At 47.1% G+C, this 24,597-nt stretch carries 17 protein-coding genes and 3 rRNA genes; 18 read left to right on the top strand and 2 right to left on the bottom strand.

Annotation, left to right across the window (positions count from 1 at the left end; genetic code table 11):
- From dnaA to gyrB, 6 genes are all read left to right on the top strand, one after another.
- Window positions 1-1,347 carry a chromosomal replication initiator protein DnaA gene (dnaA, locus tag MHI06_RS00005; RefSeq protein WP_100526825.1) on the top strand — a complete coding sequence of 449 codons (1,347 nt, stop codon included), beginning with the start codon at window positions 1-3 and terminating at the stop codon, window positions 1,345-1,347.
- Window positions 1,348-1,567: 220 nt separating this feature from the next.
- Window positions 1,568-2,710 (top strand): DNA polymerase III subunit beta, encoded by a 1,143-nt coding sequence (gene dnaN, locus MHI06_RS00010; RefSeq protein ID WP_169482702.1) that lies wholly within the window; start codon window positions 1,568-1,570, stop codon window positions 2,708-2,710.
- Window positions 2,711-2,726: 16 nt separating this feature from the next.
- A complete protein-coding gene (gene yaaA / locus MHI06_RS00015; protein WP_036611994.1) occupies window positions 2,727-2,942 on the top strand; it encodes a S4 domain-containing protein YaaA in 216 nt (71 codons plus the stop codon).
- A 57-nt stretch (window positions 2,943-2,999) separates the two neighbouring features.
- Window positions 3,000-4,112, top strand: a complete 1,113-nt coding sequence (gene recF, locus MHI06_RS00020; protein ID WP_076216624.1) for a DNA replication/repair protein RecF — start codon at window positions 3,000-3,002, stop codon at window positions 4,110-4,112.
- 13 nt (window positions 4,113-4,125) lie between these two features.
- Window positions 4,126-4,374, top strand: coding sequence for an extracellular matrix/biofilm biosynthesis regulator RemA family protein (locus tag MHI06_RS00025; protein ID WP_017691405.1), 249 nt, complete (start codon window positions 4,126-4,128; stop codon window positions 4,372-4,374).
- Between the two features lie 144 nt (window positions 4,375-4,518).
- Window positions 4,519-6,429, top strand: a complete 1,911-nt coding sequence (gene gyrB, locus MHI06_RS00030) for a DNA topoisomerase (ATP-hydrolyzing) subunit B (RefSeq protein ID WP_169482704.1) — start codon at window positions 4,519-4,521, stop codon at window positions 6,427-6,429.
- 88 nt (window positions 6,430-6,517) lie between these two features.
- Here the strand turns inward: gyrB and MHI06_RS00035 are convergent, their stop codons facing one another.
- Window positions 6,518-7,465 (bottom strand): YheC/YheD family protein, encoded by a 948-nt coding sequence (locus MHI06_RS00035; protein ID WP_340400039.1) that lies wholly within the window; start codon window positions 7,463-7,465, stop codon window positions 6,518-6,520.
- Window positions 7,466-7,892: 427 nt separating this feature from the next.
- On the opposite strand from MHI06_RS00035, the gene gyrA reads away from it, so the two are divergent.
- The 6 genes from gyrA (at window position 7,893) to MHI06_RS00065 (ending at window position 17,895) form a co-directional block, all read left to right on the top strand.
- Window positions 7,893-10,454 carry a DNA gyrase subunit A gene (gene gyrA, locus MHI06_RS00040; protein ID WP_340400040.1) on the top strand — a complete coding sequence of 854 codons (2,562 nt, stop codon included), beginning with the start codon at window positions 7,893-7,895 and terminating at the stop codon, window positions 10,452-10,454.
- A gap of 224 nt (window positions 10,455-10,678) precedes the next feature.
- Window positions 10,679-11,797, top strand: a complete 1,119-nt coding sequence (locus MHI06_RS00045; protein ID WP_340400041.1) for an HD-GYP domain-containing protein — start codon at window positions 10,679-10,681, stop codon at window positions 11,795-11,797.
- Window positions 11,798-12,265: 468 nt separating this feature from the next.
- Window positions 12,266-13,818, top strand: a 16S ribosomal RNA gene (locus tag MHI06_RS00050).
- A gap of 306 nt (window positions 13,819-14,124) precedes the next feature.
- Window positions 14,125-17,050: ribosomal RNA gene (locus MHI06_RS00055) — 23S ribosomal RNA — on the top strand.
- 75 nt (window positions 17,051-17,125) lie between these two features.
- Window positions 17,126-17,242: ribosomal RNA gene (rrf, locus tag MHI06_RS00060) — 5S ribosomal RNA — on the top strand.
- Together the 16S, 23S and 5S rRNA genes form the textbook arrangement of a ribosomal RNA operon.
- 212 nt (window positions 17,243-17,454) lie before the next feature.
- Entirely contained in the window at window positions 17,455-17,895 is a 441-nt protein-coding gene (locus MHI06_RS00065; RefSeq protein WP_082763048.1) for a hypothetical protein, read from the top strand.
- Window positions 17,896-18,567: 672 nt separating this feature from the next.
- On the opposite strand, the gene MHI06_RS00070 is transcribed toward MHI06_RS00065, so the two are convergent.
- Window positions 18,568-19,092, bottom strand: coding sequence for a hypothetical protein (locus tag MHI06_RS00070; RefSeq protein WP_076216777.1), 525 nt, complete (start codon window positions 19,090-19,092; stop codon window positions 18,568-18,570).
- Between the two features lie 494 nt (window positions 19,093-19,586).
- Here MHI06_RS00070 and MHI06_RS00075 point away from each other — a divergent pair, with 494 nt between their 5' ends.
- From MHI06_RS00075 to MHI06_RS00100, 6 genes are all read left to right on the top strand, one after another.
- The gene (locus MHI06_RS00075) at window positions 19,587-19,772 is read left to right on the top strand and encodes a sigma factor G inhibitor Gin (protein ID WP_062838106.1); all 186 of its coding nucleotides are present in this window, start codon (window positions 19,587-19,589) and stop codon (window positions 19,770-19,772) included.
- A 256-nt stretch (window positions 19,773-20,028) separates the two neighbouring features.
- A complete protein-coding gene (locus MHI06_RS00080) occupies window positions 20,029-21,855 on the top strand; it encodes an aminotransferase class I/II-fold pyridoxal phosphate-dependent enzyme (RefSeq protein ID WP_340400043.1) in 1,827 nt (608 codons plus the stop codon).
- Window positions 21,856-22,064: 209 nt separating this feature from the next.
- Window positions 22,065-22,442 carry a CidA/LrgA family protein gene (locus MHI06_RS00085; protein ID WP_340402024.1) on the top strand — a complete coding sequence of 126 codons (378 nt, stop codon included), beginning with the start codon at window positions 22,065-22,067 and terminating at the stop codon, window positions 22,440-22,442.
- Window positions 22,412-23,104 (top strand): LrgB family protein, encoded by a 693-nt coding sequence (locus MHI06_RS00090; protein WP_340400044.1) that lies wholly within the window; start codon window positions 22,412-22,414, stop codon window positions 23,102-23,104. The genes MHI06_RS00085 and MHI06_RS00090 overlap by 31 nt, the downstream gene beginning before the upstream one ends.
- A 216-nt stretch (window positions 23,105-23,320) precedes the next feature.
- Window positions 23,321-23,968 carry a dTMP kinase gene (gene tmk, locus MHI06_RS00095; RefSeq protein ID WP_340400045.1) on the top strand — a complete coding sequence of 216 codons (648 nt, stop codon included), beginning with the start codon at window positions 23,321-23,323 and terminating at the stop codon, window positions 23,966-23,968.
- 61 nt (window positions 23,969-24,029) lie between these two features.
- Window positions 24,030-24,359, top strand: coding sequence for a cyclic-di-AMP receptor (locus tag MHI06_RS00100; protein ID WP_017691391.1), 330 nt, complete (start codon window positions 24,030-24,032; stop codon window positions 24,357-24,359).
- Window positions 24,360-24,597 lie beyond the last annotated feature (238 nt).

A 24,597-nucleotide genomic window follows, 5' to 3' on the forward strand; every position in this document is an offset into this window, starting at 1 on the left:
GTGGACAGCCATACTTCTGATTTATGGCAGCAAATTTTATCAATCATACAAAACAAACTCAGCAAACCCAGCTTTGACACCTGGTTCAAAGCAACCAAAGCCACAAAGCTGAATGACCGTTCAATCGTCATTTCCGCACCAACTACGTTTGCCGTCGAATGGCTGGAGAGCCGTTACACCAAATTGGTTGGCTCGACGGTATACGAGCTGCTTGGCAAACAAGTCGATGTGAAATTTGTCATTGAAGAGAACAAGCCTGCTGAACCGGACCCGCAACTACCGGCGCCAACGCCTACAGTTGTACAGGAAGAAGCGGTACTCAGCATGCTGAATCCGAAATATACGTTCGATACATTTGTCATCGGGCCGGGCAACCGTTTTGCCCACGCCGCATCGCTGGCGGTCGCTGAAGCGCCCGCCAAAGCTTACAATCCTCTCTTTCTGTATGGAGGAGTAGGTCTCGGTAAAACTCACTTGATGCATGCGATCGGACATTACGTTCTGGAGCATGATCCGGGCAGCAAAGTCGTTTATTTGTCGTCTGAGAAATTCACGAACGAATTCATTAATTCGATCCGTGACAACCGCGGGGAGAGCTTCCGTAACAAATACCGGAGCGTCGACATTCTGCTCATTGATGATATTCAGTTCTTGGCGGGAAAAGAATCGACACAAGAGGAATTTTTCCATACGTTTAATGCGCTGCATGAGGAACGGAAGCAGATCATCATCTCCAGCGACAGACCACCGAAGGAAATTCCGACACTGGAAGAACGACTTCGTTCTCGCTTTGAATGGGGATTAATTACGGATATCCAGCCTCCAGATTTGGAGACAAGAATCGCTATTTTGCGTAAGAAAGCACGTGCAGAAAACCTGGATATTCCGAATGAAGCGATGATGTATATCGCCAACCAGATTGACACCAACATCCGTGAACTGGAAGGCGCACTGATTCGCGTTGTTGCTTATTCTTCGCTGACTAATCAAGATGTAACCACTCATCTGGCAGCTGAAGCACTGAAGGATATAATTCCTTCGAGTCGTCCCAAAATGATCACTATTCATGACATCCAACAAAAGGTCGGCGAGTACTATAGCCTTAAGCTTGAAGATTTCAAAGCACGGAAACGGACCAAGGCAGTTGCTTTCCCAAGACAGATTGCCATGTATCTCTCTCGTGAACTGACAGACTTTTCTCTGCCCAAAATTGGGGAAGCATTCGGAGGACGAGATCATACCACTGTCATACACGCTCACGAAAAAATCTCCCAAGCCATAAAAATCGATCAGGATCTCTATAAAGTTATCAACAACTTAACCGAAAAAATTAAGAATCCAACCTGAACAAGTCCCAAGCCTATGCACAACGTATACACATGTGGATAGGCTTGGGTGTACGGGTTTATACCCACTTATCCACATATTCAGTGCCCCTATTACTATTATTACTAAAAAGATCTTAAAGATATCATCTCCAAAATAGCCATTTCGGAGCTTAGCCTTCGGCCTTTGAAAAACACCTTTTAACACCCCATCACCCAAAAAATCAGCTAGGAGTGAAACCATGAAAATCAGCATAATGAAAAACTACTTAAACGATTCCATACAGCAAGTATCCAAAGCGATCTCGAGCCGTACAACGATTCCAATTCTGAGCGGTATCAAATTCGACGTGAATCATCAAGGTGTAACGTTGACAGCAAGCGACACCGATATATCTATTCAATCCTTCATCCCGCTCGAAGATGGAGATAAAAGCGTGGTTCAGGTAGAACAACCCGGCAGTGTAGTTTTGCCAGCTAAGTTTTTCGTGGAGATCATCAAGAAGCTGCCATCCCAAGAAGTACACATGGAAGTCAAAGAGAACTTCAACACCTTTATCTCTGCAGGTGCGACTGAGATTCAACTCGTAGGTCTTGATCCGGAAGAATTCCCGGTACTGCCAAGCATTGAAGAAAACCAAACCGTCTCCATTCCAGGAGATTTGCTGAAAAATATGATCAAACAAACCGTCTTCTCCATTTCCACACATGAGACAACACCAATCCTTACAGGCGTACTCTGGAGTTTGGGTGACAACGAATTGAAATTTGTGGCAACAGACCGTCACCGTCTTGCTACTCGATCTGCAATGCTGGATAATGCAGAAGGTATTCGCTTTAACAACGTGGTCATTTCCGGTAAAACGCTGAACGAACTCAGCAAAATCGTTCCGGATCAAAATACCCTTGTGGATATCGTTGTTGCAGATAACCAGGTCCTGTTCAAAATTGACCGTGTATTGTTCTACTCACGTATTCTGGACGGAACATATCCCGATACTTCTAGAATTATTCCAACGTCATACAAAACAGAACTCGTTTTAGATACAAAAAAATTAAGTGAATCCATTGACCGGGCTTATTTGCTGTCGCGTGAAGAGAAAACAAACATTGTGCGTATGCAAACCATGGATTCGGGATCAGTCGAAATTTCCTCAAGCTCTTCCGAGCTAGGTAAAGTAAGAGAAGAAATCGAACCTGCCGAGTTTACAGGAGAACCGTTAAAAATCTCATTCAACTCCAAATACATGCTGGATGTGTTGAAAGTCGTTGAAAGTGAGCAGCTGATGATCGCTTTTACCGGCGTCATGAGTCCAATCATCTTGAAACCGCTGGATGACAGTCACAGCCTTTACGTCATATTGCCATATCGGACGACCAACTAACGAAAGGAAGATCACAGTGAACCAAGTTACGATTCGAACGGAATATATTAAGCTTGACCAATTTTTGAAACTGGCTGATTGCATCCCAACCGGAGGTATGGCCAAAGCTTTGCTGCAGGAGGGACTTGTACGTGTGAATAAAGAGCCCGAGGAACGTCGGGGACGTAAGTTATACCCTGGGGATATCGTTGAAGTGGACGGAGAAGGCACATTCGAAGTTGCCGCAGAATAAGAAGACCAGTTCGATCCTGCTGCCTCCTGACGGACGGGATAAAAGGGAGGTTACCGCGTGTTTGTGAACAGCATTGATCTGCAGAATTTCCGCAATTATGAACATCTGAGACTGGACTCTTTTGGTCCTGTAAACTTGTTGATCGGACAAAATGCTCAAGGAAAGACCAATCTTGCAGAGGCGATTTTTGTACTTGCACTCACCAAGAGCCACCGTACATCCCGTGACAAGGAGTTAATCCGTTTTGGTGAGGAACGTGCCAGACTTGCAGCAGAAGTCGACAAAAAGTACGGATCGGTCAAGCTTGAACTGTCTTTGTCACAACAAGGCAAAAAAGCGAAGATTAACGGCCTGGAGCAGCGCAAGTTAAGTGATTTTGTCGGAGCGCTTAATGTCGTGATGTTTGCACCGGAAGATCTGGAGATTGTAAAAGGCACACCGGGGGTCCGCCGCCGGTTTCTTGACATGGAGATTGGACAGGTTGCACCAGGTTACCTGTATCATCTGCAGCAATATCAAAAAGTGCTGGTCCAACGAAACAATTTACTTAAGCAGCTATGGGGACAAGGGGCGTCGGCCCAGACCATGCTTGAGGTGTGGAACGAACAACTGGTTGAGCATGGTGTTAAAATCGTCAAAAAAAGGAAACAATTCATAAAGAAACTGCAAAAGTGGGCAGAAACGATTCATCAAGGGATCACCGGAGGCGGAGAAGTCTTGCGGCTGGCCTACCTTCCTTCCTTCAGCGAAGCCGCTGAAGAAGATGAAGCTGTCTTAATGGACCAATTTATGATAAAATTATCACAAATGAAAGAGCAGGAGATTCGCCGAGGCACAACCCTTAGTGGGCCGCATCGGGATGACCTGTCCTTTTTCATTAACGATCGGGAAGTACAAACATATGGCTCGCAGGGGCAGCAGCGCACAACGGCGTTGTCCCTTAAACTTGCGGAAATTGAACTGATTCACGAAGAAATCGGAGAATATCCGGTCCTACTGCTCGACGACGTCCTGTCCGAACTGGATCCTTTTCGCCAGACACAGCTGATCGAAACGTTCCAGAGTAAGGTGCAAACCTTTATTACGGCTACGGGGATCGAGAGCCTGAACGTTGACAAGCTCAAAGATGCCAGTATTTATCACGTTCATGCCGGACAGGTTGAACGCTAAGGAGTGAGGGCTTATGTACATTCATCTGGGCGGTGAGAAGATTATCCGTTCTTCCGAATTGGTCGCTATTTTTGATATATCGATTGAAAAATCCTCAAAGATCTCCAAGCAGTATGTCACGCATGCCGAGCAGGAAAAAACAGTGGAACACATCGGCGAAGAGGAAGCCAAGTCCATTGTGGTGACCAAAAACATTGTGTACTATTCGCCTATTTCCTCAGCCACGCTGAAGAAGCGGGCTCACATTTTTCCTGATCTCTAGCGTTGGTGTCGCATAAAAGGTGTGTCTTTTGCTGCTTGTCCTTATGTGGACAGCTGGCTGAAATGAAGGACGTTGCCTATTTCAGCAAACATTCTTAGTTAACGCATATTTACGATATTGAATCTATAGAAGTAGGTGAAAGGCATGTCTATGAATCAACCGTCATATGATGCGAATGAAATTCAGGTCCTTGAAGGATTGGAAGCCGTACGGAAGCGTCCGGGAATGTATATCGGTTCCACCAGTTCCAAGGGCCTGCATCATCTGGTCTGGGAAGTAGTGGACAACAGTATCGACGAAGCGCTTGCAGGTTACTGTGACCACATCGAGGTCAGTATCCATGAAGATAACAGCGTAACTGTAGTCGATAACGGACGGGGTATTCCTGTCGGCGAACATGCCAAAATGAAACGTCCTGCACTTGAGGTAGTTATGACTGTCCTCCACGCAGGGGGGAAATTTGGTGGCGGCGGATATAAAGTATCCGGTGGTTTGCATGGTGTTGGTGTGTCCGTTGTAAATGCTCTCTCTGAAAAAGTGGTTGTAACGGTTAAACGCGAAGGACATATCTACCAACAGGAATATCGCCGTGGAGCTCCACAGTATGACCTGAAAGTGATCGGTACGACCGACGAAACAGGAACTACGGTTAGGTTCCATCCGGACCCTGAAATTTTCACGGAAACGAGAGTTTATGAATATGACATCTTGCTTGCCCGTATTCGTGAGCTGGCGTTCCTGAACAAGGGTATTGGTCTTACACTGACGGATGAGCGTACAGGTGCAACCAACTCGTTCCTGTACGAAGGCGGTATTATCGAATACGTCTCCTTCCTCAACCAGAAGCGCGAAGTATTGCATGAAAATCCAATTTACGTCGAAGGTTCCAGAGATAACATTCAGGTGGAAGTTGCACTGCAATACAATGACAACTACACCGAGAATATCTATTCCTTCGCGAACAATATCAACACGCATGAGGGCGGAACGCATGAATCAGGTTTCAAGAGTGCCCTTACACGGATCATCAATGACTACGCTCGTAAGGCGGGGGTAATCAAGGACAGCACTGGTAACCTTTCAGGCGATGACGTGCGTGAAGGTTTGACGGCTATTATTTCGGTCAAGATTCCGGAACCACAGTTTGAAGGACAGACGAAGACCAAGCTTGGTAACAGTGAAGTGCGTGGTATTGTCGAATCCTTGTTTGCTGAGAAGCTGCAGGAATTCCTGGAAGAGAATCCTTCCGTATCCCGTCGTATTTTGGAAAAAGGACTGCAAGCAGCACGTGCGCGTGAAGCGGCCCGTAAAGCACGGGAACTGACACGTCGTAAAGGAGCACTTGAAGTAAGCTCTCTTCCAGGTAAATTGGCCGACTGTTCATCCAAGGATGCTTCAATCAGCGAATTGTACATCGTCGAAGGTGACTCTGCCGGCGGATCAGCGAAGCAAGGTCGGGATCGTCATTTCCAAGCCATTTTGCCGCTCCGTGGTAAGATTCTGAACGTGGAAAAAGCTCGTCTGGATCGGATCTTGGGTAATGCGGAGATTAGAGCGATTATTACGGCGATGGGTACAGGTATTGGTGATGACTTTGATATTGCCAAAGCCCGCTATCACAAAATCATTTTAATGACAGATGCCGACGTCGATGGCGCTCATATCCGAACACTGCTTCTGACATTCCTGTATCGGTATATGCGCAAGATCATTGAGGCTGGCTATGTATACATTGCGCAGCCGCCATTGTTCAAGATTGAGCGTAACAAAGTGATTCGCTACGCTGGTTCCGAGAAAGAGCGTGATGAAATTATTGCAACGCTCGGCGAAAATGCGAAGTTCAACGTTCAGCGTTACAAAGGTCTCGGTGAGATGAATGCCGGACAATTGTGGGAAACAACGATGGATCCGGAGAGCCGGACTATGATGCAAGTATCGATCAACGATGCCATCCTTGCCGATACCATGTTCGACACCCTCATGGGGGATAACGTTGAACCGCGTCGTGACTTTATTCAGGAAAATGCTAAATACGTGAAAAACCTCGACATTTAACGATATTCGAAGAGGCGCCTGCGAGGGCGCCTTTTTATATTATTGGAATCATTGAAGAGAGAAGCTAATAGACCTCCGTATTCAATTGTTACCGACGTACACGTTTTTTAGCAGACGAGGCCTGTGCTTTAGGGGATGGACGAGAGGTTTTACCCTTTTTGGAGGGCAGACGACCGTATGCAATCGCATATCGTTTGATCTTTCGGTATGTCTCCTTGTCCGGCAGTAAGCCAAAAGCATAAATGCCTGGCAGTGTATTGACTTCAAGAATCCAGGGGCGCCCTTCTTCGTCTAGCGCAATATCAATCCCAATCTCTTTGAGCCTTGGAAATGATGTTTGCAATTGCACGGCGGTGTGAATGCCTAATCGGTATAGCTCATGGCGAAGCTTCTTGAAGCCATCCTGATGAAGATGGGGAAGTACGAGTTCTTCAAACGTGGCCAATCGTCCACCACCATGAATGTTGGTGATGATTTTGCCCGGTGCGGCGACCCGACCCAGCACACCAGTTGTTTCCCAGTTGTGTTGCAGATTTTTCTGGGTCAACACGCGCAAGTCAAAAGGCAAACCCTGATGCTTCATCAGCGGGATTCCTTGTTGAATGATATAGTCACGTCTTTGAATGCGATCATTCAGTGCCCGTTCGAGATCATCCAAGGAGTGAAATGACCTCTCCTCTGTTCCGTATTGGAGTTGATACGTTGTTGTGAGGTGGGTAGCTCTGGAGGTAACAGAGGTCGCCAAGGTTTCGTCAGTTAGGCTTCGATCATTGGGTTCTTCAGTAACCTCTGCATCTGTGGTGGAATCTTCGGAATAAAATACAGGTTGGTACATTCGGGTGGTTTTCACCCGCATGACGCCATTGCCATAAGTACCACGGTCCGGTTTGATATAGTTCGACTCAAATAATTCAGTCATTCGTTCCAGGGTTTGACGGCTATATTTTCGGGTCACAGGGATATATTCATTCACATTGCGACTGCGTTGTAACACAGCTGTTTTGGCCCATTTGCTGGAGACACGCTGGATACCCAAGATTCATCAGTCCTTTCATGTTTTGCTCAGTTCTCAAGAGGGGAAGACACGGAGAAATCGAAGGACAAGAGACGATTTCAGTGGTATAATAGAGAAATATGGCGTTTTGTGCGATGAGCTGCACAATTTGCAGTTTGATCGTAGAACGGGAACGGCTTTAGCCTCGGTAGGCACAGTACACATGCCGCTTTTTCTAGCATTGTATGTGCAATTGGAGAGGAAGGCAGGGCGAATCCCCAGAGACGCAGAAGTTCCCGGAAGAAAGGCTATTGCCCAGCGGACGTTTAATTGTGTAACTTTTGTGAAAGTAATATAATAAAGAGTAGCGTTCTTGCGCGGTTTTAGCCTTGTTAGGCTTTTCACATATAATCAATTTTTTTGCATGACGGAATGGAACGTTTGTTGAAGGACAAGAAGGAGGTCCAGCATGGCGGAAGAAATGAACTCTCAGATTACAGATCGGGATATAGGCGTCGAGATGCGTGAATCGTTTATGGATTATGCGATGAGCATCATCGTTAGCCGTGCCTTACCTGACGTGCGTGATGGATTGAAGCCGGTTCACCGGCGTATTCTGTACGCTATGTCAGAGCTCGGCATGACACCCGATAAACCACATAAAAAATCAGCCAGAATCGTCGGCGAAGTTATCGGTAAGTATCACCCGCACGGTGACTCTGCTGTTTACGAGACGATGGTACGGATGGCACAGGATTTCTCCCTGCGTTATATGCACGTAGATGGACATGGTAACTTTGGATCGGTCGATGGCGATATGGCAGCAGCGATGCGTTATACCGAAGCTCGTCTCTCCAAGATTGCAATGGAAATGCTCAGAGATATCAACAAGGATACGATTGACTTCCAGCCGAACTATGACGGTGAAGAACATGAACCAATCGTACTGCCTGCTCGTTTCCCTAACTTGCTTGTCAATGGGGTCGGCGGGATCGCGGTAGGTATGGCCACCAATATTCCTCCTCATAATCTGGGAGAGGTCATTGACGGTGTACAGGCCATGATTCAAAATCCGGATATTACATCCATGGAACTGATGGATTACATTCAAGGGCCAGACTTCCCAACGTCCGGTTACATTTTGGGACGCTCAGGCATTCGTCAAGCGTATCAGACCGGACGTGGTTCAGTAACGATGCGGGCCAAAACCAACATCGAAGAGAATAACAATAAAGCGAGAATTATCGTTACAGAGCTCCCTTATCAGGTGAACAAGGCGAGACTCGTTGAGAAAATCGCCGAGTTGGTACGTGATAAAAAAATTGATGGCATTACAGACCTTCGTGATGAGTCTGACCGTAATGGTATGCGGGTTGTAATTGAGCTCCGCAGAGACGTGAATCCGGGGGTTGTTCTGAACAACTTGTACAAACACACATCGATGCAATCCACTTTCGGAATTAACATGCTTGCGATTGTAAATAAAGAGCCTAAAATCCTGAACTTGCGTGAAGTGTTGTATCACTATCTGCAGCATCAGATTGAGGTTATTCGCAGACGTACGCAGTTTGAACTGAAGAAGGCTGAAGCTCGTGCACATATTCTGGAAGGCTTGCGCATTGCGCTGGATCATATCGATGAGATTATTACATTGATTCGTTCATCAAGTAATGCAGATGCAGCCAGAGAAGGTTTGATTGAGCGCTTCTCACTCAGTCATGATCAGGCTCAAGCGATTCTTGATATGCGTTTGCAACGCCTCACAGGTCTGGAACGCGAACGTATTGAGAACGAATATAACGAACTGATGGTTAAAATCAGGGAGTACCGTGAAATCTTGGCCAATGAGCATCTGGTGCTTGAGATTATCAGTACGGAGCTGCAAGAGATTCGTGACCGCTTTAGCGATGATCGTCGTACAGAGATCACTGTAGGCGAAGAGAGTATTCTGGATGAGGACCTGATTCCACGTGAAGAGGTTATTATCACGATTACCCATACAGGCTACGTGAAACGTCTGCCGGTATCCACATACCGCAGCCAGAAACGTGGTGGACGTGGGGTTGTAGGGATGGACACCAAAGATACCGACTTTGTTGAGCATCTATTTGTGACCAACTCTCACAATTACCTCATGTTCTTCACTGATAAAGGTAAAGTGTATCGTCTCAAAGCTTATGAGATTCCAGAGCTTGGACGTACTGCACGGGGAACACCAATTATCAACCTGATTCAGATCGAGCAGGGCGAATCGGTTAATGCCGTGATTCCAGTTCAGGAATTTGAAAGTGACAGATACTTGTTCTTTGCTACCCGTCAAGGGGTTGTGAAGAAGACGCCACTTGAGGATTACACCAATATTCGCAAAGGCGGCCTGATCGGTATTTCCTTGCGTGATGATGATATCCTGATCGATGTTAAGCTGACCGATGGACAGCAAGAGATCATTATGGGTACAGCTCATGGGATGTCTATCCGATTCTCGGAAGGTAATGTACGTTCCATGGGACGTAGTGCTACCGGGGTTAAAGGGATCACATTGGATGAACAGGATGCCGTTATTGGCATGGATGTAGTCGATAAAGAGCTTGATGTTCTGATCGTTACAGCCAAAGGTTACGGTAAACGTACACCTGTCAGTGATTATCGGATGCAGACTCGTGGCGGTAAAGGGATCAAAACCATTAACGTCACAGAGAAGAATGGCTCAGTAGTCAGCCTCAAGATGGTTAAAACCGAAGAGGATCTGATGATTATCACGTCTAGCGGTACTTTGATCCGGATGAGCATGGAAGGCATATCCACCATGGGTCGATACACGCAAGGTGTGAAGCTGATTCATACTCGTGATGAGGATTCGGTAGCAACAGTTAGCCGAATTGACAAAAATGAAGAAGAACCAGACGATGAGTCACTTGAAGGCTTCGAAGAAGGCGGGGAGACCCAAGCTCCGGCAGTAAGCCTGGAAGAAGAAACCGTTTCTGACGCGGAAGCTGAAGTTGAGGGCGACGATTCTGGTTCGGAAGCATAAGAATAAAATTACTGAAAACCAATCTCTTGGAGATTGGAATAATATTAAGAGGGCTCCCATTGGGGGCCCTTTTGTTGCATCAAGGAACCATCACTTTGATTAATCAGAATCTGGGATGTACAGCCTGATTTTTGAGTAATATAATGGGAAATATCATGAAAAAACCGGGACTATGGTCTTGTTTTGTTATTAACATAGAAGAACGATGAGTGAGGGGAATAAACATGGGATTAATTACCCTGTCAGAAGTCAAACCAGGACTCAAACTTGGAAGTGATGTGCAAACGCTTCGCGGCAACGTCCTGCTTCAGAAGGGCAAAGTCATTTTACCCAAGGATATGGAAGTGCTCAGAGCCTTTATGATTCACCAGGTAGATATTGAACAAGAAAGAATGGTATCAGGCAGTACAGGAACCAAAGGTGCATCTGGGCCGACAGGAAGTACAGCAAATGAGAAGAATGGTGAACGGGCAGGAAAGACGGGGAACCTCGTCACAGCTCCTGCAGTAACGTCTCTACAGGATGAGTATGAGAAGATGGTCGGATTAACCAAAAATGCATTCCTGTCCTCTCTAGCGGCTGAATTGCCTGTATATGAGTTGCGTACACAGTTGGAGGCTTTATTTGTACATCTCAAACAATATAATGTGCTTACCTTTAGCCCACGAGTAATACAAGAACATGATTATGTGTATCACCATGCCGTACTGAGTGCGATCACATCGTATCAATTGGCTCAATGGACGGATCTCCCCTCCAAGGATTGGATGCAAGTTGCTTTTGCAGGCCTGTTCCATGATATTGGTAACAACAAGGTAGATCCTCAGATTCTCCATAAACCATCTACGTTGACGGCTACAGAGCAGGAAGAAATTCGTCAGCATACTAAATATGGTTATCAGATTCTTAAACAGGCAAAAGCCATTAATGAGGGTGCCAGACTTGCAGCCTTGCAGCATCATGAAAAAGTGGATGGATCGGGCTATCCATTGCAGCTTAGTGGAACACAGATTCATATCTACGCCAAAATTGTAGCTATCGCTGATATTTTCCATGCTATGACGCTGGAGAAGATCTACCGTAAGGCACAATCACCTTATCTGGTGCTGGAACAGATCCAGAGTGAAGCGTTCGGGAAATTAGATCCTGCAATCGTAAGTGTATTTGTTCAACGGTCGACCCAGATTCATAATGGCATTCGAGTAAAACTAAGCAATAATCAAATTGGAGAGATCGTATTCTCTGATCGAGATCATCCTACAAGGCCTATGGTGTCAGTAGAAGGAACCATCATTAACCTAATGCAGCAACGGCAGCTTCACATTCAAGAGGTTATCGGTTAACTATAGATAATTAGAGCAACTTGATGAGAGGGTCTTTCTTTTATAGAGAGGCCTCTTTATGTGAAACAAGCGTGGTAATGTAGATATACTACGAAGATTATAAAAAGATTTATAATTAATCAAAAAAAGACTTGCAAACAAAAACTGTACATGGTATATTCTAATTCCGGCCAAGAAAACACGGTTTACACGGTGCGGCAAGCAAATGAAATAAGCTTCGAAAGAAACTTAAAAAAAGAGCTTGCAAAGTTGGTTCGGATGTGATAAGATATAAAAGTTGCTGAAGAGAACAACGTTCGGCAGCGAAACAAGTTTGATCTTTGAAAACTGAACAACGAGTGAGTAAACATTCTGCTTGCAGAATGAACGCAAAAGTTTGAGACAAGCCTTGGCTTGGATCGACTGGAGCACAAATGAGATTTTTAATCTCGTCAGATTCAAAATGAGCATATCGCTCTTTTCAATACTTTATTGGAGAGTTTGATCCTGGCTCAGGACGAACGCTGGCGGCATGCCTAATACATGCAAGTCGAGCGGACTTGAAGAGAAGCTTGCTTCTCTGATGGTTAGCGGCGGACGGGTGAGTAACACGTAGGCAACCTGCCCTCAAGTTTGGGACAACTACCGGAAACGGTAGCTAATACCGAATAATTGTTTTCTTCGCCTGAAGAGAACTGGAAAGACGGAGCAATCTGTCACTTGGGGATGGGCCTGCGGCGCATTAGCTAGTTGGTGAGGTAACGGCTCACCAAGGCGACGATGCGTAGCCGACCTGAGAGGGTGATCGGCCACACTGGGACTGAGACACGGCCCAGACTCCTACGGGAGGCAGCAGTAGGGAATCTTCCGCAATGGGCGAAAGCCTGACGGAGCAATGCCGCGTGAGTGATGAAGGTTTTCGGATCGTAAAGCTCTGTTGCCAGGGAAGAACGCTTGGGAGAGTAACTGCTCTCAAGGTGACGGTACCTGAGAAGAAAGCCCCGGCTAACTACGTGCCAGCAGCCGCGGTAATACGTAGGGGGCAAGCGTTGTCCGGAATTATTGGGCGTAAAGCGCGCGCAGGCGGTCATTTAAGTCTGGTGTTTAATCCCGGGGCTCAACCCCGGATCGCACTGGAAACTGGGTGACTTGAGTGCAGAAGAGGAGAGTGGAATTCCACGTGTAGCGGTGAAATGCGTAGATATGTGGAGGAACACCAGTGGCGAAGGCGACTCTCTGGGCTGTAACTGACGCTGAGGCGCGAAAGCGTGGGGAGCAAACAGGATTAGATACCCTGGTAGTCCACGCCGTAAACGATGAGTGCTAGGTGTTAGGGGTTTCGATACCCTTGGTGCCGAAGTTAACACATTAAGCACTCCGCCTGGGGAGTACGGTCGCAAGACTGAAACTCAAAGGAATTGACGGGGACCCGCACAAGCAGTGGAGTATGTGGTTTAATTCGAAGCAACGCGAAGAACCTTACCAGGTCTTGACATCTGAATGACCGGTGCAGAGATGTACCTTTTCTTCGGAACATTCAAGACAGGTGGTGCATGGTTGTCGTCAGCTCGTGTCGTGAGATGTTGGGTTAAGTCCCGCAACGAGCGCAACCCTTATATTTAGTTGCCAGCATTTCGGATGGGCACTCTAGATAGACTGCCGGTGACAAACCGGAGGAAGGTGGGGATGACGTCAAATCATCATGCCCCTTATGACCTGGGCTACACACGTACTACAATGGCCGGTACAACGGGCTGCGAAATCGCGAGATGGAGCCAATCCCAACAAAGCCGGTCTCAGTTCGGATTGCAGGCTGCAACTCGCCTGCATGAAGTCGGAATTGCTAGTAATCGCGGATCAGCATGCCGCGGTGAATACGTTCCCGGGTCTTGTACACACCGCCCGTCACACCACGAGAGTTTATAACACCCGAAGTCGGTGGGGTAACCGCAAGGAGCCAGCCGCCGAAGGTGGGATAGATGATTGGGGTGAAGTCGTAACAAGGTAGCCGTATCGGAAGGTGCGGCTGGATCACCTCCTTTCTATGGAGAATCGTTTCCTGCAACGGAAACATTCAAAACCGCAGCTTAGCTGCAAAACACTCACTCGTTGCTCAGTTTTGAGAGCTCAAACTCTCAAACAGCTTGCTTTTGCATGGAGCTTGTTCTTTGAAAACTAGATATCGAAACGAAACAAACGCGAATTAGAACATTCCTTTAAGCTGATCTTGTGTAAACAAGTGAAGTGTTTTTATAAGGTAGATTGCATGAGCGAGTGATCGAAATGGAACGACTTTTGGATTTGCGCAAGCAAACCAAGCGGAGTGACAGCTCGAACACGAGCGATATGGTTAAGCTACTAAGAGCACACGGAGGATGCCTAGGCGCTAGGAGCCGATGAAGGACGTGGCGAACAACGAAACTGCCTCGGGGAGCTGTAAGCAAGCTTTGATCCGGGGGTGTCCGAATGGGGAAACCCAGCTGGGGTAATTTCCAGTTACTCATAACTGAATACATAGGTTATGCAGAGGCATACCAGGGGAACTGAAACATCTAAGTACCCTGAGGAAGAGAAAACAATAGTGATTCCGTCAGTAGCGGCGAGCGAACGCGGAGAAGCCCAAACCAGAGAGCTTGCTCTTTGGGGTTGTGGGACGTCTCACATGGAGTTACAAAGGAACCGGTTAAGCGAAGAGGTCTGGAAAGGCCCGCCAAAGAAGGTAAAAGCCCTGTAGTTGAAAGTTGGTTCCCTCCGAGACGGATCCCGAGTAGTGCGGGGCACGTGAAACCCCGTATGAATCCGGCAGGACCATCTGCCAAGGCTAAATACTTCCTAGCGACCGATAGTGAAGCAGTACCGTGAGGGAAAGGTGAAAAGCACCCCGGAAGGGGAGTGAAATAGAACCTGAAACCGTGTGCTTACAAAAAGTCAGAGCCCGTTTTAGGGGTGATGGCGTGCCTTTTGTAGAATGAACCGGCGAGTTACGTTCCCGTGCAAGGTTAAGGTGAAGAGCCGGAGCCGCAGCGAAAGCGAGTCTGAATAGGGCGACTTAGTACGTGGACGTAGACCCGAAACCGGGTGATCTACCCCTGTCCAGGGTGAAGGTGCGGTAACACGCACTGGAGGCCCGAACCCACGCATGTTGAAAAATGCGGGGATGAGGTGGGGGTAGCGGAGAAATTCCAATCGAACTCGGAGATAGCTGGTTCTCCCCGAAATAGCTTTAGGGCTAGCCTCGGAAAACAGAGTCGTGGAGGTAGAGCACTGATTGGGTGCGGGGCCCGCAAGGGTTACCAAGCTCAGTCAAACTCCGAATGCCATAGACTTACTTCCGGGAGTCAGACAGTGAGTGCTAAGATCCATTGTCAAAAGGGAAACAGCCCAGACCATCAGCTAAGGTCCCCAAGTGTGTGTTAAGTGGAAAAGGATGTGGAGTTGCACAGACAACCAGGATGTTGGCTTAGAAGCAGCCACCATTGAAAGAGTGCGTAATAGCTCACTGGTCGAGTGACTCTGCGCCGAAAATGTAACGGGGCTAAACACACCACCGAAGCTATGGCTTGATGCTTTGCATCAGGGGTAGGGGAGCGTTGTATAAGGGTTGAAGGTGTACCGTAAGGAGCGCTGGACATTATACAAGTGAGAATGCCGGTATGAGTAACGAAAAGATCAGTGAGAATCTGATCCGCCGAAAGCCTAAGGGTTCCTGAGGAAGGCTCGTCCGCTCAGGGTAAGTCGGGACCTAAGGCGAGGCCGAAAGGCGTAGTCGAAGGACAACAGGTCGAAATTCCTGTACCACCGTAAGCCGTTATGAGCAATGGGGGGACGCAGTAGGGTAGTGACGCGGACTGATGGATGTCCGTCTAAGCAGTAAGGCTGATGTGTAGGCAAATCCGCACATTGTAAGGCTGAGCTGTGATGGGGAGCGAAAATTGTAGTAGCGAAGGTCATGATCTCACACTGCCAAGAAAAGCCTCTAGCCAGGTGATGGTGCCCGTACCGCAAACCGACACAGGTAGGCGAGAAGAGTATTCTAAGGCGCGCGGAAGAACTCTCGTTAAGGAACTCGGCAAAATGACCCCGTAACTTCGGGAGAAGGGGTGCCCCGGTAGTGTGAATAGCACGAGGGGGCCGCAGTGAAAAGGCCCAAGCGACTGTTTAGCAAAAACACAGGTCTGTGCGAAGCCGTAAGGCGAAGTATACGGGCTGACGCCTGCCCGGTGCTGGAAGGTTAAGGGGAGTGGTTAGGAGCAATCCGAAGCTGTGAACCGAAGCCCCAGTAAACGGCGGCCGTAACTATAACGGTCCTAAGGTAGCGAAATTCCTTGTCAGGTAAATTCTGACCCGCACGAATGGCGTAACGACTTGGGCGCTGTCTCAACGAGAGATCCGGTGAAATTTTAATACCTGTGAAGATGCAGGTTACCCGCGACAAGACGGAAAGACCCCATGGAGCTTTACTGCAGCTTGATATTGAATTTGGGTACGATCTGTACAGGATAGGTGGGAGCCTTTGAAGCATGAGCGCCAGCTTGTGTGGAGGCAACGTTGGGATACCACCCTGATCGTATCTAGGTTCTAACCTGGTACCGTAATCCGGTACGGGGACAGTGTCAGGTGGGCAGTTTGACTGGGGCGGTCGCCTCCTAAAGAGTAACGGAGGCGCCCAAAGGTTCCCTCAGAATGGTTGGAAATCATTCGAAGAGTGCAAAGGCATAAGGGAGCTTGACTGCGAGACCTACAAGTCGAGCAGGGACGAAAGTCGGGCTTAGTGATCCGGTGGTACCGCATGGAAGGGCCATCGCTCAACGGATAAAAGCTACCCTGGGGATAACAGGCTTATCTCCCCCAAGAGTCCACATCGACGGGGAGGTTTGGCACCTCGATGTCGGCTCATCGCATCCTGGGGCTGAAGTAGGTCCCAAGGGTTGGGCTGTTCGCCCATTAAAGCGGTACGCGAGCTGGGTTCAGAACGTCGTGAGACAGTTCGGTCCCTATCTGTCGTGGGCGTAGGAAATTTGAGAGGAGCTGTCCTTAGTACGAGAGGACCGGGATGGACGTACCGCTGGTGTACCAGTTGTTCCGCCAGGAGCACCGCTGGGTAGCTATGTACGGACGGGATAAACGCTGAAAGCATCTAAGCGTGAAGCCCCCCTCAAGATGAGATTTCCCAGTATGTAAGACCCCTTGAAGACGACGAGGTAGATAGGCTGGGGGTGGAAGTGCAGCAATGCATGGAGCTGACCAGTACTAATCGGTCGAGGGCTTATCCAATAGCAAGTTCTAAATCGCATGTTTCGTTTCGAATCTAGTTTTCAGAGAACAACACTCTGAAATGTAAGCACCGCGTTTGGTGGCGATGGCGGAGGGGTTCCACACGTACCCATCCCGAACACGACCGTTAAGCCCTCTAGCGCCGATGGTACTTGGACCGCAGGGTCCTGGGAGAGTAGGACGCCGCCAAGCAATTAACCACTGCCGATGTAATTCGGTAGTGGTTTTTATTTGTTTATATGGATTAAATATGGTAAGCGTAAGCTTTAACATGATCGTCAATTGAAGGTAACATTTTTGTTACGGATAACAGCGGCAAAACCAGTATAATAGGACTATGTTAAATATGCTAAAAGTGCCTGACCACAGAGCTGGAATGTGCAGCTGTGAAAAGGAGGGTGTGTGTGTTAAGTTGGCGGAGACTTGGACTACAATCATTTCTGTTGCTTTGTCTGACTGTTGTTCTGGCAGGATGCGGTGAAGCTTCAGGAGCTGTATGGACTTCATATGAAGGTGCGGTTAACGAGAAGAGTTTTCCGGTACCTAAAGTAGCGAATAAATCTGACCAGTCCGAAAACAATTCGGATATGGATTATGTACGATATACGCTGTCTGGTATTAGTGAAAGTACTAGCTTGCCTGAGGTATATCTAGACGAGATTAAAAGCTGGGGTTGGACAGAGAGGCAAGCCAAGGGTACATCCAATGAATCCAGTACCTTGCGTGTATTTGCAAAGGAAGGACATACTGTGCATTTAGCAGTACATGATGGTTCCTTTACACTAATGGTTCCTAGAAATGATGCTACTCAAACGACAGTTAAATCATTGGCTGAAGACGATTGAGCTGTTGCGGGTAAGGTTGAATATGATTAATTAACGCTGTGATGTTCCTTATATAGTAAAGCTCCCATGTAATTGATCGGGGGCTTTTTTGTTATTTCGTGAAGTAGGCTGTATTAGTGATAGGAGAAATGATCGCTCGAGTAAAGCACAGTAGAGGGCATAAGAGGTACAAAGGGAATAGAGCGAATGGAGTAGACCTTCTCGTACACGGATAGACGGTATGTGTGCTTGAACTATCGGGGATTGCTGAGCTTTATATGTAGGGGTGTAGAAGAGTTTCTATAAAAGCATTGTGAGGTGATGAATGACTGGTGGAAATGGCTTAACGAGAGAAAAGGGTATAGAGATGAGACTGAGTCAGAGATCGCTCAAGGCGTAAGTTCTACGAAACAAATGGGGTTATGAGATATGTAACAACAGGCGAAAAAGAGGAGAAGAATGGAGACTGGCGTGGGGATAACTCATTTAACTGTACCCATACTGTGGATAATGGATGAGAAGGGAACAACAAATAAAGGTTATCCACAGTGGATAACCTTTATTTGAGGAAGTGAGGCTGAGTCAATTGGGCAATACGACGATCCTGTTTTGTATCAGAATATCCGAAGGGGCTCAGCCATTATGTATTACAGGTAAGTGATGTACATGTACTATTGAATGAATGAAGGGCAGTTATTGCAGATAGTATGAGACATCTTGTTCATTCAATTTGATGAGTCCATCTTTGCGCTCGCGGGAGAGGACCATTACAACATATAAGCGAGGACCCAGCAACCACAGATGCCAGAAGATCAGCGAGAGGGTGAAGGACAAGGGCGACCATATTAAACATACTGTAATGATACATAGTCCAATCCAGCTCATGTTTAGGTGTACCCGGACAAACATACGGAAGCTGAAATGCTGATCAGGGATATAACCTAACCAGGGCATACGCAGATTCCAGCGCCAGCGTTTGGCATAAGAGGTGCGGACCAGAAGTAATATGGTTCTGGCGATGACATAATGAATCCAGATGGTGATCGGACCTGCCAGTACAAAAAAGAAGAGGCCAGTCCAGGAGAATGCAAGTAGATTGAATAAGAGCATGATGACCGGCAGACACAGATAGCTATAAATGACACTACGGGCGATAGCCTTTTTTTTCAGAAGCCGGTATTGATAAAATGTTGCCTTATTCTCCGGTTCGGCGATCATACGATTATATATCCTCCTTCGGATTCACGTTTGTGCGTGGTAGGTATTCGGTTCTTACACGTGTAAAAGGGAATGAATCATGTATGTATATATGAACCTTGTATCTTACGCCATGACGATTGTACAAGATATTGAGATTCGACGGAGCTTATCTCAGTATACTCCCGAATGTACGGACTGTCAGGCTTTGATATCGTTATCATGTATTATATATCGGCTGAGATTCCAAGTTTTTTTAAGGAAATTAAATATAAGTTTGAGTCAGACCAAGGAATACGTGATTTAGAGGGCAATGCGATGGAATGCAGGGTAATTGTGTAGACATAAGCAGGTGAATGCTCTTGTAGGAAGAATGAATGTATTTTTCGGTACAGACACCCAAGAGGGGGTGGGCGAATATATATATTTTATAGAAAGAAAGCACTATGAAAATGTTTAAAATAATAGAAACTGTGCAATACTGATAGTAAACGTAAAACAAGGTGGGATGGTTCATGGAAGAACATGCCGAACACACATGTATTATCTGCGAGCAAAGAAAAAGAGAAGGCATTTTTATTGTATCTGAATTCATATGTGACACTTGTGAAGCAGAAATGGTTCATACCGATGCGCAGGATGCCAAGTACAATTATTTTATCAATCAGATGAAACAGATTTGGGTACAAAAGAACGCATAATCAATGTTGCTATAGAAGTAGAAGCTAAACATCGCATTGCAACGATGCTGATGTGTATAGAGGCCCAATGGGCCTTTTTCTGTTTTTAAGAGGAGAGATTGTCTTGTCTGCCATGCAAGGAAGGCGTATGCTGATATAATGATATAGGAAATTTGCAGTAACGCGTGTGAAGATGGGGAAGAAGGGCGTTGCATAGATTAGGATGCATTTTGGAACGCATCGGGAGCACATAATATATGTACAGGATGGTTACTTCATGGATCATAAAAATAAAGCAAGTAGAGCCCCTTTATATGAAGCGTTGCTTACGTATCGTGATTCGAAGCAGCGTTCTTTTCATGTGCCTGGGCATAAGAATGGACAAGCTTACCGACAGTTGGTGGAAGAAGCAGAAGCGGAACAATCTCCTGTTAAGGATAACGTTAATGAGGAATACCAGCAAAACGGAGAGACTCAGAGGGATGCAGGAAAAAATGCTACCCATAGGGTAGAGCGTTTCAGTTCGGTGGATGAACATGGGACTGATCTGGAGAGCGGGAAACGTTTTGGTCACGATGAGGATCTTTCGGAAATAGAACTGGTACCGGTACGTTCATTTCTCGAAATGATGGAGATGGATGTTACGGAGATTACGGGCACCGACGATTTGCATCATCCTGAAGGTGTGATCCAGGAAGCGCAGGAGCTTGCGGCAGATTGTTTTGGTGCTGAGGAGAGTTTCTTTCTTGTGGGAGGCAGTACGGCGGGTAATCTTTCTCTATTGCTAACCGTGTGCGCTGAGCCGAACAGTATTGTACTGGTACAGCGGAATGTACACAAATCCGTTATTCACGGTTTAATGCTAGCAGGCGCAAGAGCTGTATTTCTGGAGCCGTGGATTGATCCTAAGTCTGGACTTGCGGTCATGCCGTCGGTGGAGACGGTTCAGACTGCTGTCCAGTCCTATCCTGAGGCAAAGGGTGTACTAGTTACTTTGCCTAATTATTACGGCATGGGCGCAGATCTGAAGCCCATAGCCGAGGTATGCCACCACGCTGGCATGCCATTGCTCGTGGATGAAGCGCATGGCGCGCATTTTGGGCAGCATCCGGAGCTGCCTGTCTCTGCACTGTCATGCGGAGCAGACGGTGTCGTGCAGTCGACGCATAAGATGCTGACGGCCTTCACCATGGGTGCCATGCTACACATTCAGGGACCACGGTTAAACCGGTCCCTGTTAAGGCAGCGTCTGGCCATGGTGCAAAGCTCAAGCCCATCATACCCTGTGATGGCTTCGCTCGATCTGGCGCGCCGCCTGCTGCATGTGCAGGGCGCGAACACATTCACGGCGGGGCTCGCCGCCGTGAATGCCTTTAAGCGCGGCCTCGCGGAGCTGCCGCGCTTTCAGTTGCTGCAGCCTGCACAGCCGCTGCAGCAAGAACCGCCAGCCGGAACAGCGAAGCCGGCTGGCATACCCGTGTCCGCTGCGCAGCAGACACGGGAGGATCTGACCGCGGCGGCGATGCCATCTGCCGCGGGGTATACCGCTCAGGACCCATTCAAGGCCGTCATCTATGACGGCGCAGGGGTGCTGAGCGGTTATGGGCTACAGCAGCAGCTGGAAGCATGCGGCTGTGTGCCTGAGATGAGCGACGAACGGTACGTCGTCTTGCTCTTCAGCCTGGGCTCAACGGTGCAAGATGCTCAGCACCTGTTGCAGGCTTTACACCACATCAGCTCTGCCAATGGGCATGAGCTGATTCAATCCAATGCAGAGCCATCGCAACAGATTGCGAAAGTTTCCGCCCATTATATTTCCACGTGGAACAATTTACAAGAAATCACTCGCTACTCGGAACCGATCTCCTTTACACTGCAACCGATTGCGGAGACGGATACGATCAATGTCCCGATAGAAGGAAGTGCGGGCAGACAATCAGCCGAGATGGTAGTTCCGTATCCTCCAGGGATTCCGCTTGTATATCCTGGTGAACGCCTAAGTTCATCGATGGTGGCTCGTATACAACTCCTGCGGGATGAAGGAGCAAAGTTTCATGGGGTATCAGATGCATCTCTACAGTCATTAAAGGTCATGAAGGATTAAAAGATACACATGAAAATCTGAATTGCATTCGCCAATAGGTATTCTATATAACCAATACGGATAGCAATACCTGACCCTACATATGTGAGGGTCTCTTGGTCATTAATCCACTTGCTAAGTTCACTTATATAGATAGACATAAGAAAGAAGGGAACACTTTGGGTATTCCGCTAAAAAAATATACAGGAATAGTCCTGCAAGTTTTGTTGATGTACGGTTTTTATTGGATAGGAAACTTGATTCAAGGTCTATTAAATTTGCCGTTAACAGGTAGTATTGTGGGCATGCTGATATTGTTTATTGCCATTCAACTGGGATGGATCAAAATGAGCTGGGGAGAAGATGGGTCAACGTGGCTTCAATCACATCTGCAATTATTGTTCATCCCACCGACTGTGGGTATTATTAATCATTTTGATTTTTTTAGAGCCAACACCTTGTTATTGGTCCTGGGTTTGATCATTAGCACATTAATAACATGTCTGATATCTGCCAAATTGAGTGAGTGGCTCATGACATGGAGATCGTCTCATGCAGGTAAAAAGGAGGCGATCACTTGTCAGCATTCATCCTCGGAATTGGAATGATCGCGTTAACCATCGCTGTATATATTCCAGCCACTCGTCTATATAAAAGACTGAAATGGCCGATACTTATGCCTGTACTCACAACGACTGCCATACTGATCCTGATCTTGGTGCTTTCCGGTATAAAGCTGGATACCTACATGCTAGGTGGAAAATGGATACAGGAGCTTTTGGGCCCAGCAGTCGTATCGCTCGCTTTTCCCTTGTCCAGACATCTACATGTGCTGAAGCAAAATATCATTCCAATTGTGGGCGGAACGATCGGAGGCAGTATTACAGGTATCGCCACAGGGGCTTTAATCGCCATTCTGCTAGGGTATCCTAAAGAGATGGTCATCGCTTTATTGCCAAAATCCGTGACAACTCCTGTAGCTATTCAAATTGCAGATCAGGTCGGAGGGAATGCCTCATTTACATCGCTGTTTGTGATGATTGCAGGTTTCTCAGGGATATTACTAGGGCCGATGCTGTTGAAATGGGCCAAGGTTCGTAGTGAACATGCCTATGGAATCGGACTGGGTTCAGCATCTCATGCCCTCGGCATGGCAAGGTCTTTCGAATATGGAGAGAATGCGGTAGCCCTCAGCTCGGTATCCATGATTGTCAGTGCCATTGCTGGATCCATCATGCTTCCGTTATGGGTATGGATCATCTACGGTTGAACGTTTACTTTGTTGTTCACCTTGGAGTAACTGCCGACCTATAGTATTATAGAAAGAAAACAAGCATGTATTATTTTTGTATTATTAATACGTACTGGTGTAGCTGTTGCTATACACCTCTGGGCGGGGGATATCATATCCTGTAGCAAGAGGGTCTAAACATATGTGTTACGGTAGCAATAGATGCAATTATCGACATAGAAAGCAGGGAAGCATATGCAGGGCAGAGGTAAATTCATTACGCTGGAAGGGGGAGAGGGTTCCGGTAAAACAACGATGATCGGTAGAGTAGGTTCTTATTTTGAAGAACGGGGTATACCTTACGTAGTTACGCGAGAGCCTGGCGGAATTGAGATTGCGGAAAAAATACGTTCCATTATCCTGGACCCTCTTCATACGGCAATGGATGCTCGAACCGAAGCGCTATTGTATGCAGCCGCACGTAGTCAGCATCTGGCGGAGAAGGTAGAGCCTGCACTGAAAGCTGGAAAAGCAGTCATCTGTGACCGATTTGTCGATAGCAGTCTGGTCTATCAAGGATACGCCCGTGGACTCGGGATAGAGAATGTATGGACCATTAATCGCTTTGCAATTGGTGATCTCATGCCGGATGTGACCTTATATCTGGACATCGAGCCCGAAGTGGGGCTTGCCCGGATTGACGCTCATGATGGCCGCGAAGTGAACCGTCTGGATCTGGAAAATCTGGAGTTTCATCGTAAAGTGCGAGAGGGTTACTTCCTATTAAAAGAGCAGTTCCCGGAACGAATCAGAGTTATCGATGCTTCCATGAAGCAGGAGGCTGTCTTGGCAGCAATGATTTTGTCGCTGGAGACAGGGATTTTGAAGGATTTTGACGAGTAATTGTCTAATATATAGACAGGGCATTTGATAAAGGTGCTTATTCTGAAGGAGGTTATGCAGGATGAAACTGATTGTTGCGATTATACAGGATAAAGACAGCAACCGATTATCCAGTGCATTGGTCAAAGCAAACTTTCGGGCAACCAAGTTGGCCAGTACGGGTGGATTTTTGAAGGCAGGCAACACGACGTTTATGATCGGTGTCGATGATGGTCAAGTCGAGTCCGTAATGAACGTCATTCGCAGCAGCTGTAAGGTTCGTGAACAGCTCGTGACTCCGGTCACACCGATGAGTGGAACAACCGACTCTTACCTGCCGCTACCTGTTGAAGTTCAAGTAGGTGGAGCTACTGTATTTGTTCTCCCGGTAGATCGCTTCGAACATTTTTAATTAAACCTTTTGCATGGATCCCATGAGGGTCTTTAATTATCGATAGCATGTTGGAAACGATGAATGCAAGAAGATTTATACAGAGTTCGTACGTGATGCTGATGGAACGCCTTTCTTGATCAGAAGAATTGGCACACTTTTCCCGGATGAACATTTCCTAGCTGGGGAATGCTCATCCGGAAAGAAGTTGACTACAAACAAAAAAGACCTTGATGGTGATGTGTATCTACCATTATAT

The sequence above is a fragment of the Paenibacillus sp. FSL H8-0079 genome, assembly GCF_037991315.1.
GTDB lineage: Bacteria > Bacillota > Bacilli > Paenibacillales > Paenibacillaceae > Paenibacillus.

Bases quoted from the DNA above. Each gene is read 5' to 3' on its own strand.
- dnaN (WP_169482702.1), top strand. From the start codon at position 1,568: ATGAAAATCAGCATAATGAAAAACTACTTAAACGATTCCATACAGCAA.
- MHI06_RS00025 (WP_017691405.1), top strand. From the start codon at position 4,126: ATGTACATTCATCTGGGCGGTGAGAAGATTATCCGTTCTTCCGAATTG.
- gyrB (WP_169482704.1), top strand. From the start codon at position 4,519: ATGTCTATGAATCAACCGTCATATGATGCGAATGAAATTCAGGTCCTT.
- gyrA (WP_340400040.1), top strand. From the start codon at position 7,893: ATGGCGGAAGAAATGAACTCTCAGATTACAGATCGGGATATAGGCGTC.
- MHI06_RS00045 (WP_340400041.1), top strand. From the start codon at position 10,679: ATGGGATTAATTACCCTGTCAGAAGTCAAACCAGGACTCAAACTTGGA.
- MHI06_RS00070 (WP_076216777.1), bottom strand. From the start codon at position 19,092: ATGATCGCCGAACCGGAGAATAAGGCAACATTTTATCAATACCGGCTT.
- MHI06_RS00075 (WP_062838106.1), top strand. From the start codon at position 19,587: ATGGAAGAACATGCCGAACACACATGTATTATCTGCGAGCAAAGAAAA.
- MHI06_RS00080 (WP_340400043.1), top strand. From the start codon at position 20,029: ATGGATCATAAAAATAAAGCAAGTAGAGCCCCTTTATATGAAGCGTTG.
- MHI06_RS00085 (WP_340402024.1), top strand. From the start codon at position 22,065: ATGTACGGTTTTTATTGGATAGGAAACTTGATTCAAGGTCTATTAAAT.
- tmk (WP_340400045.1), top strand. From the start codon at position 23,321: ATGCAGGGCAGAGGTAAATTCATTACGCTGGAAGGGGGAGAGGGTTCC.
- MHI06_RS00100 (WP_017691391.1), top strand. From the start codon at position 24,030: ATGAAACTGATTGTTGCGATTATACAGGATAAAGACAGCAACCGATTA.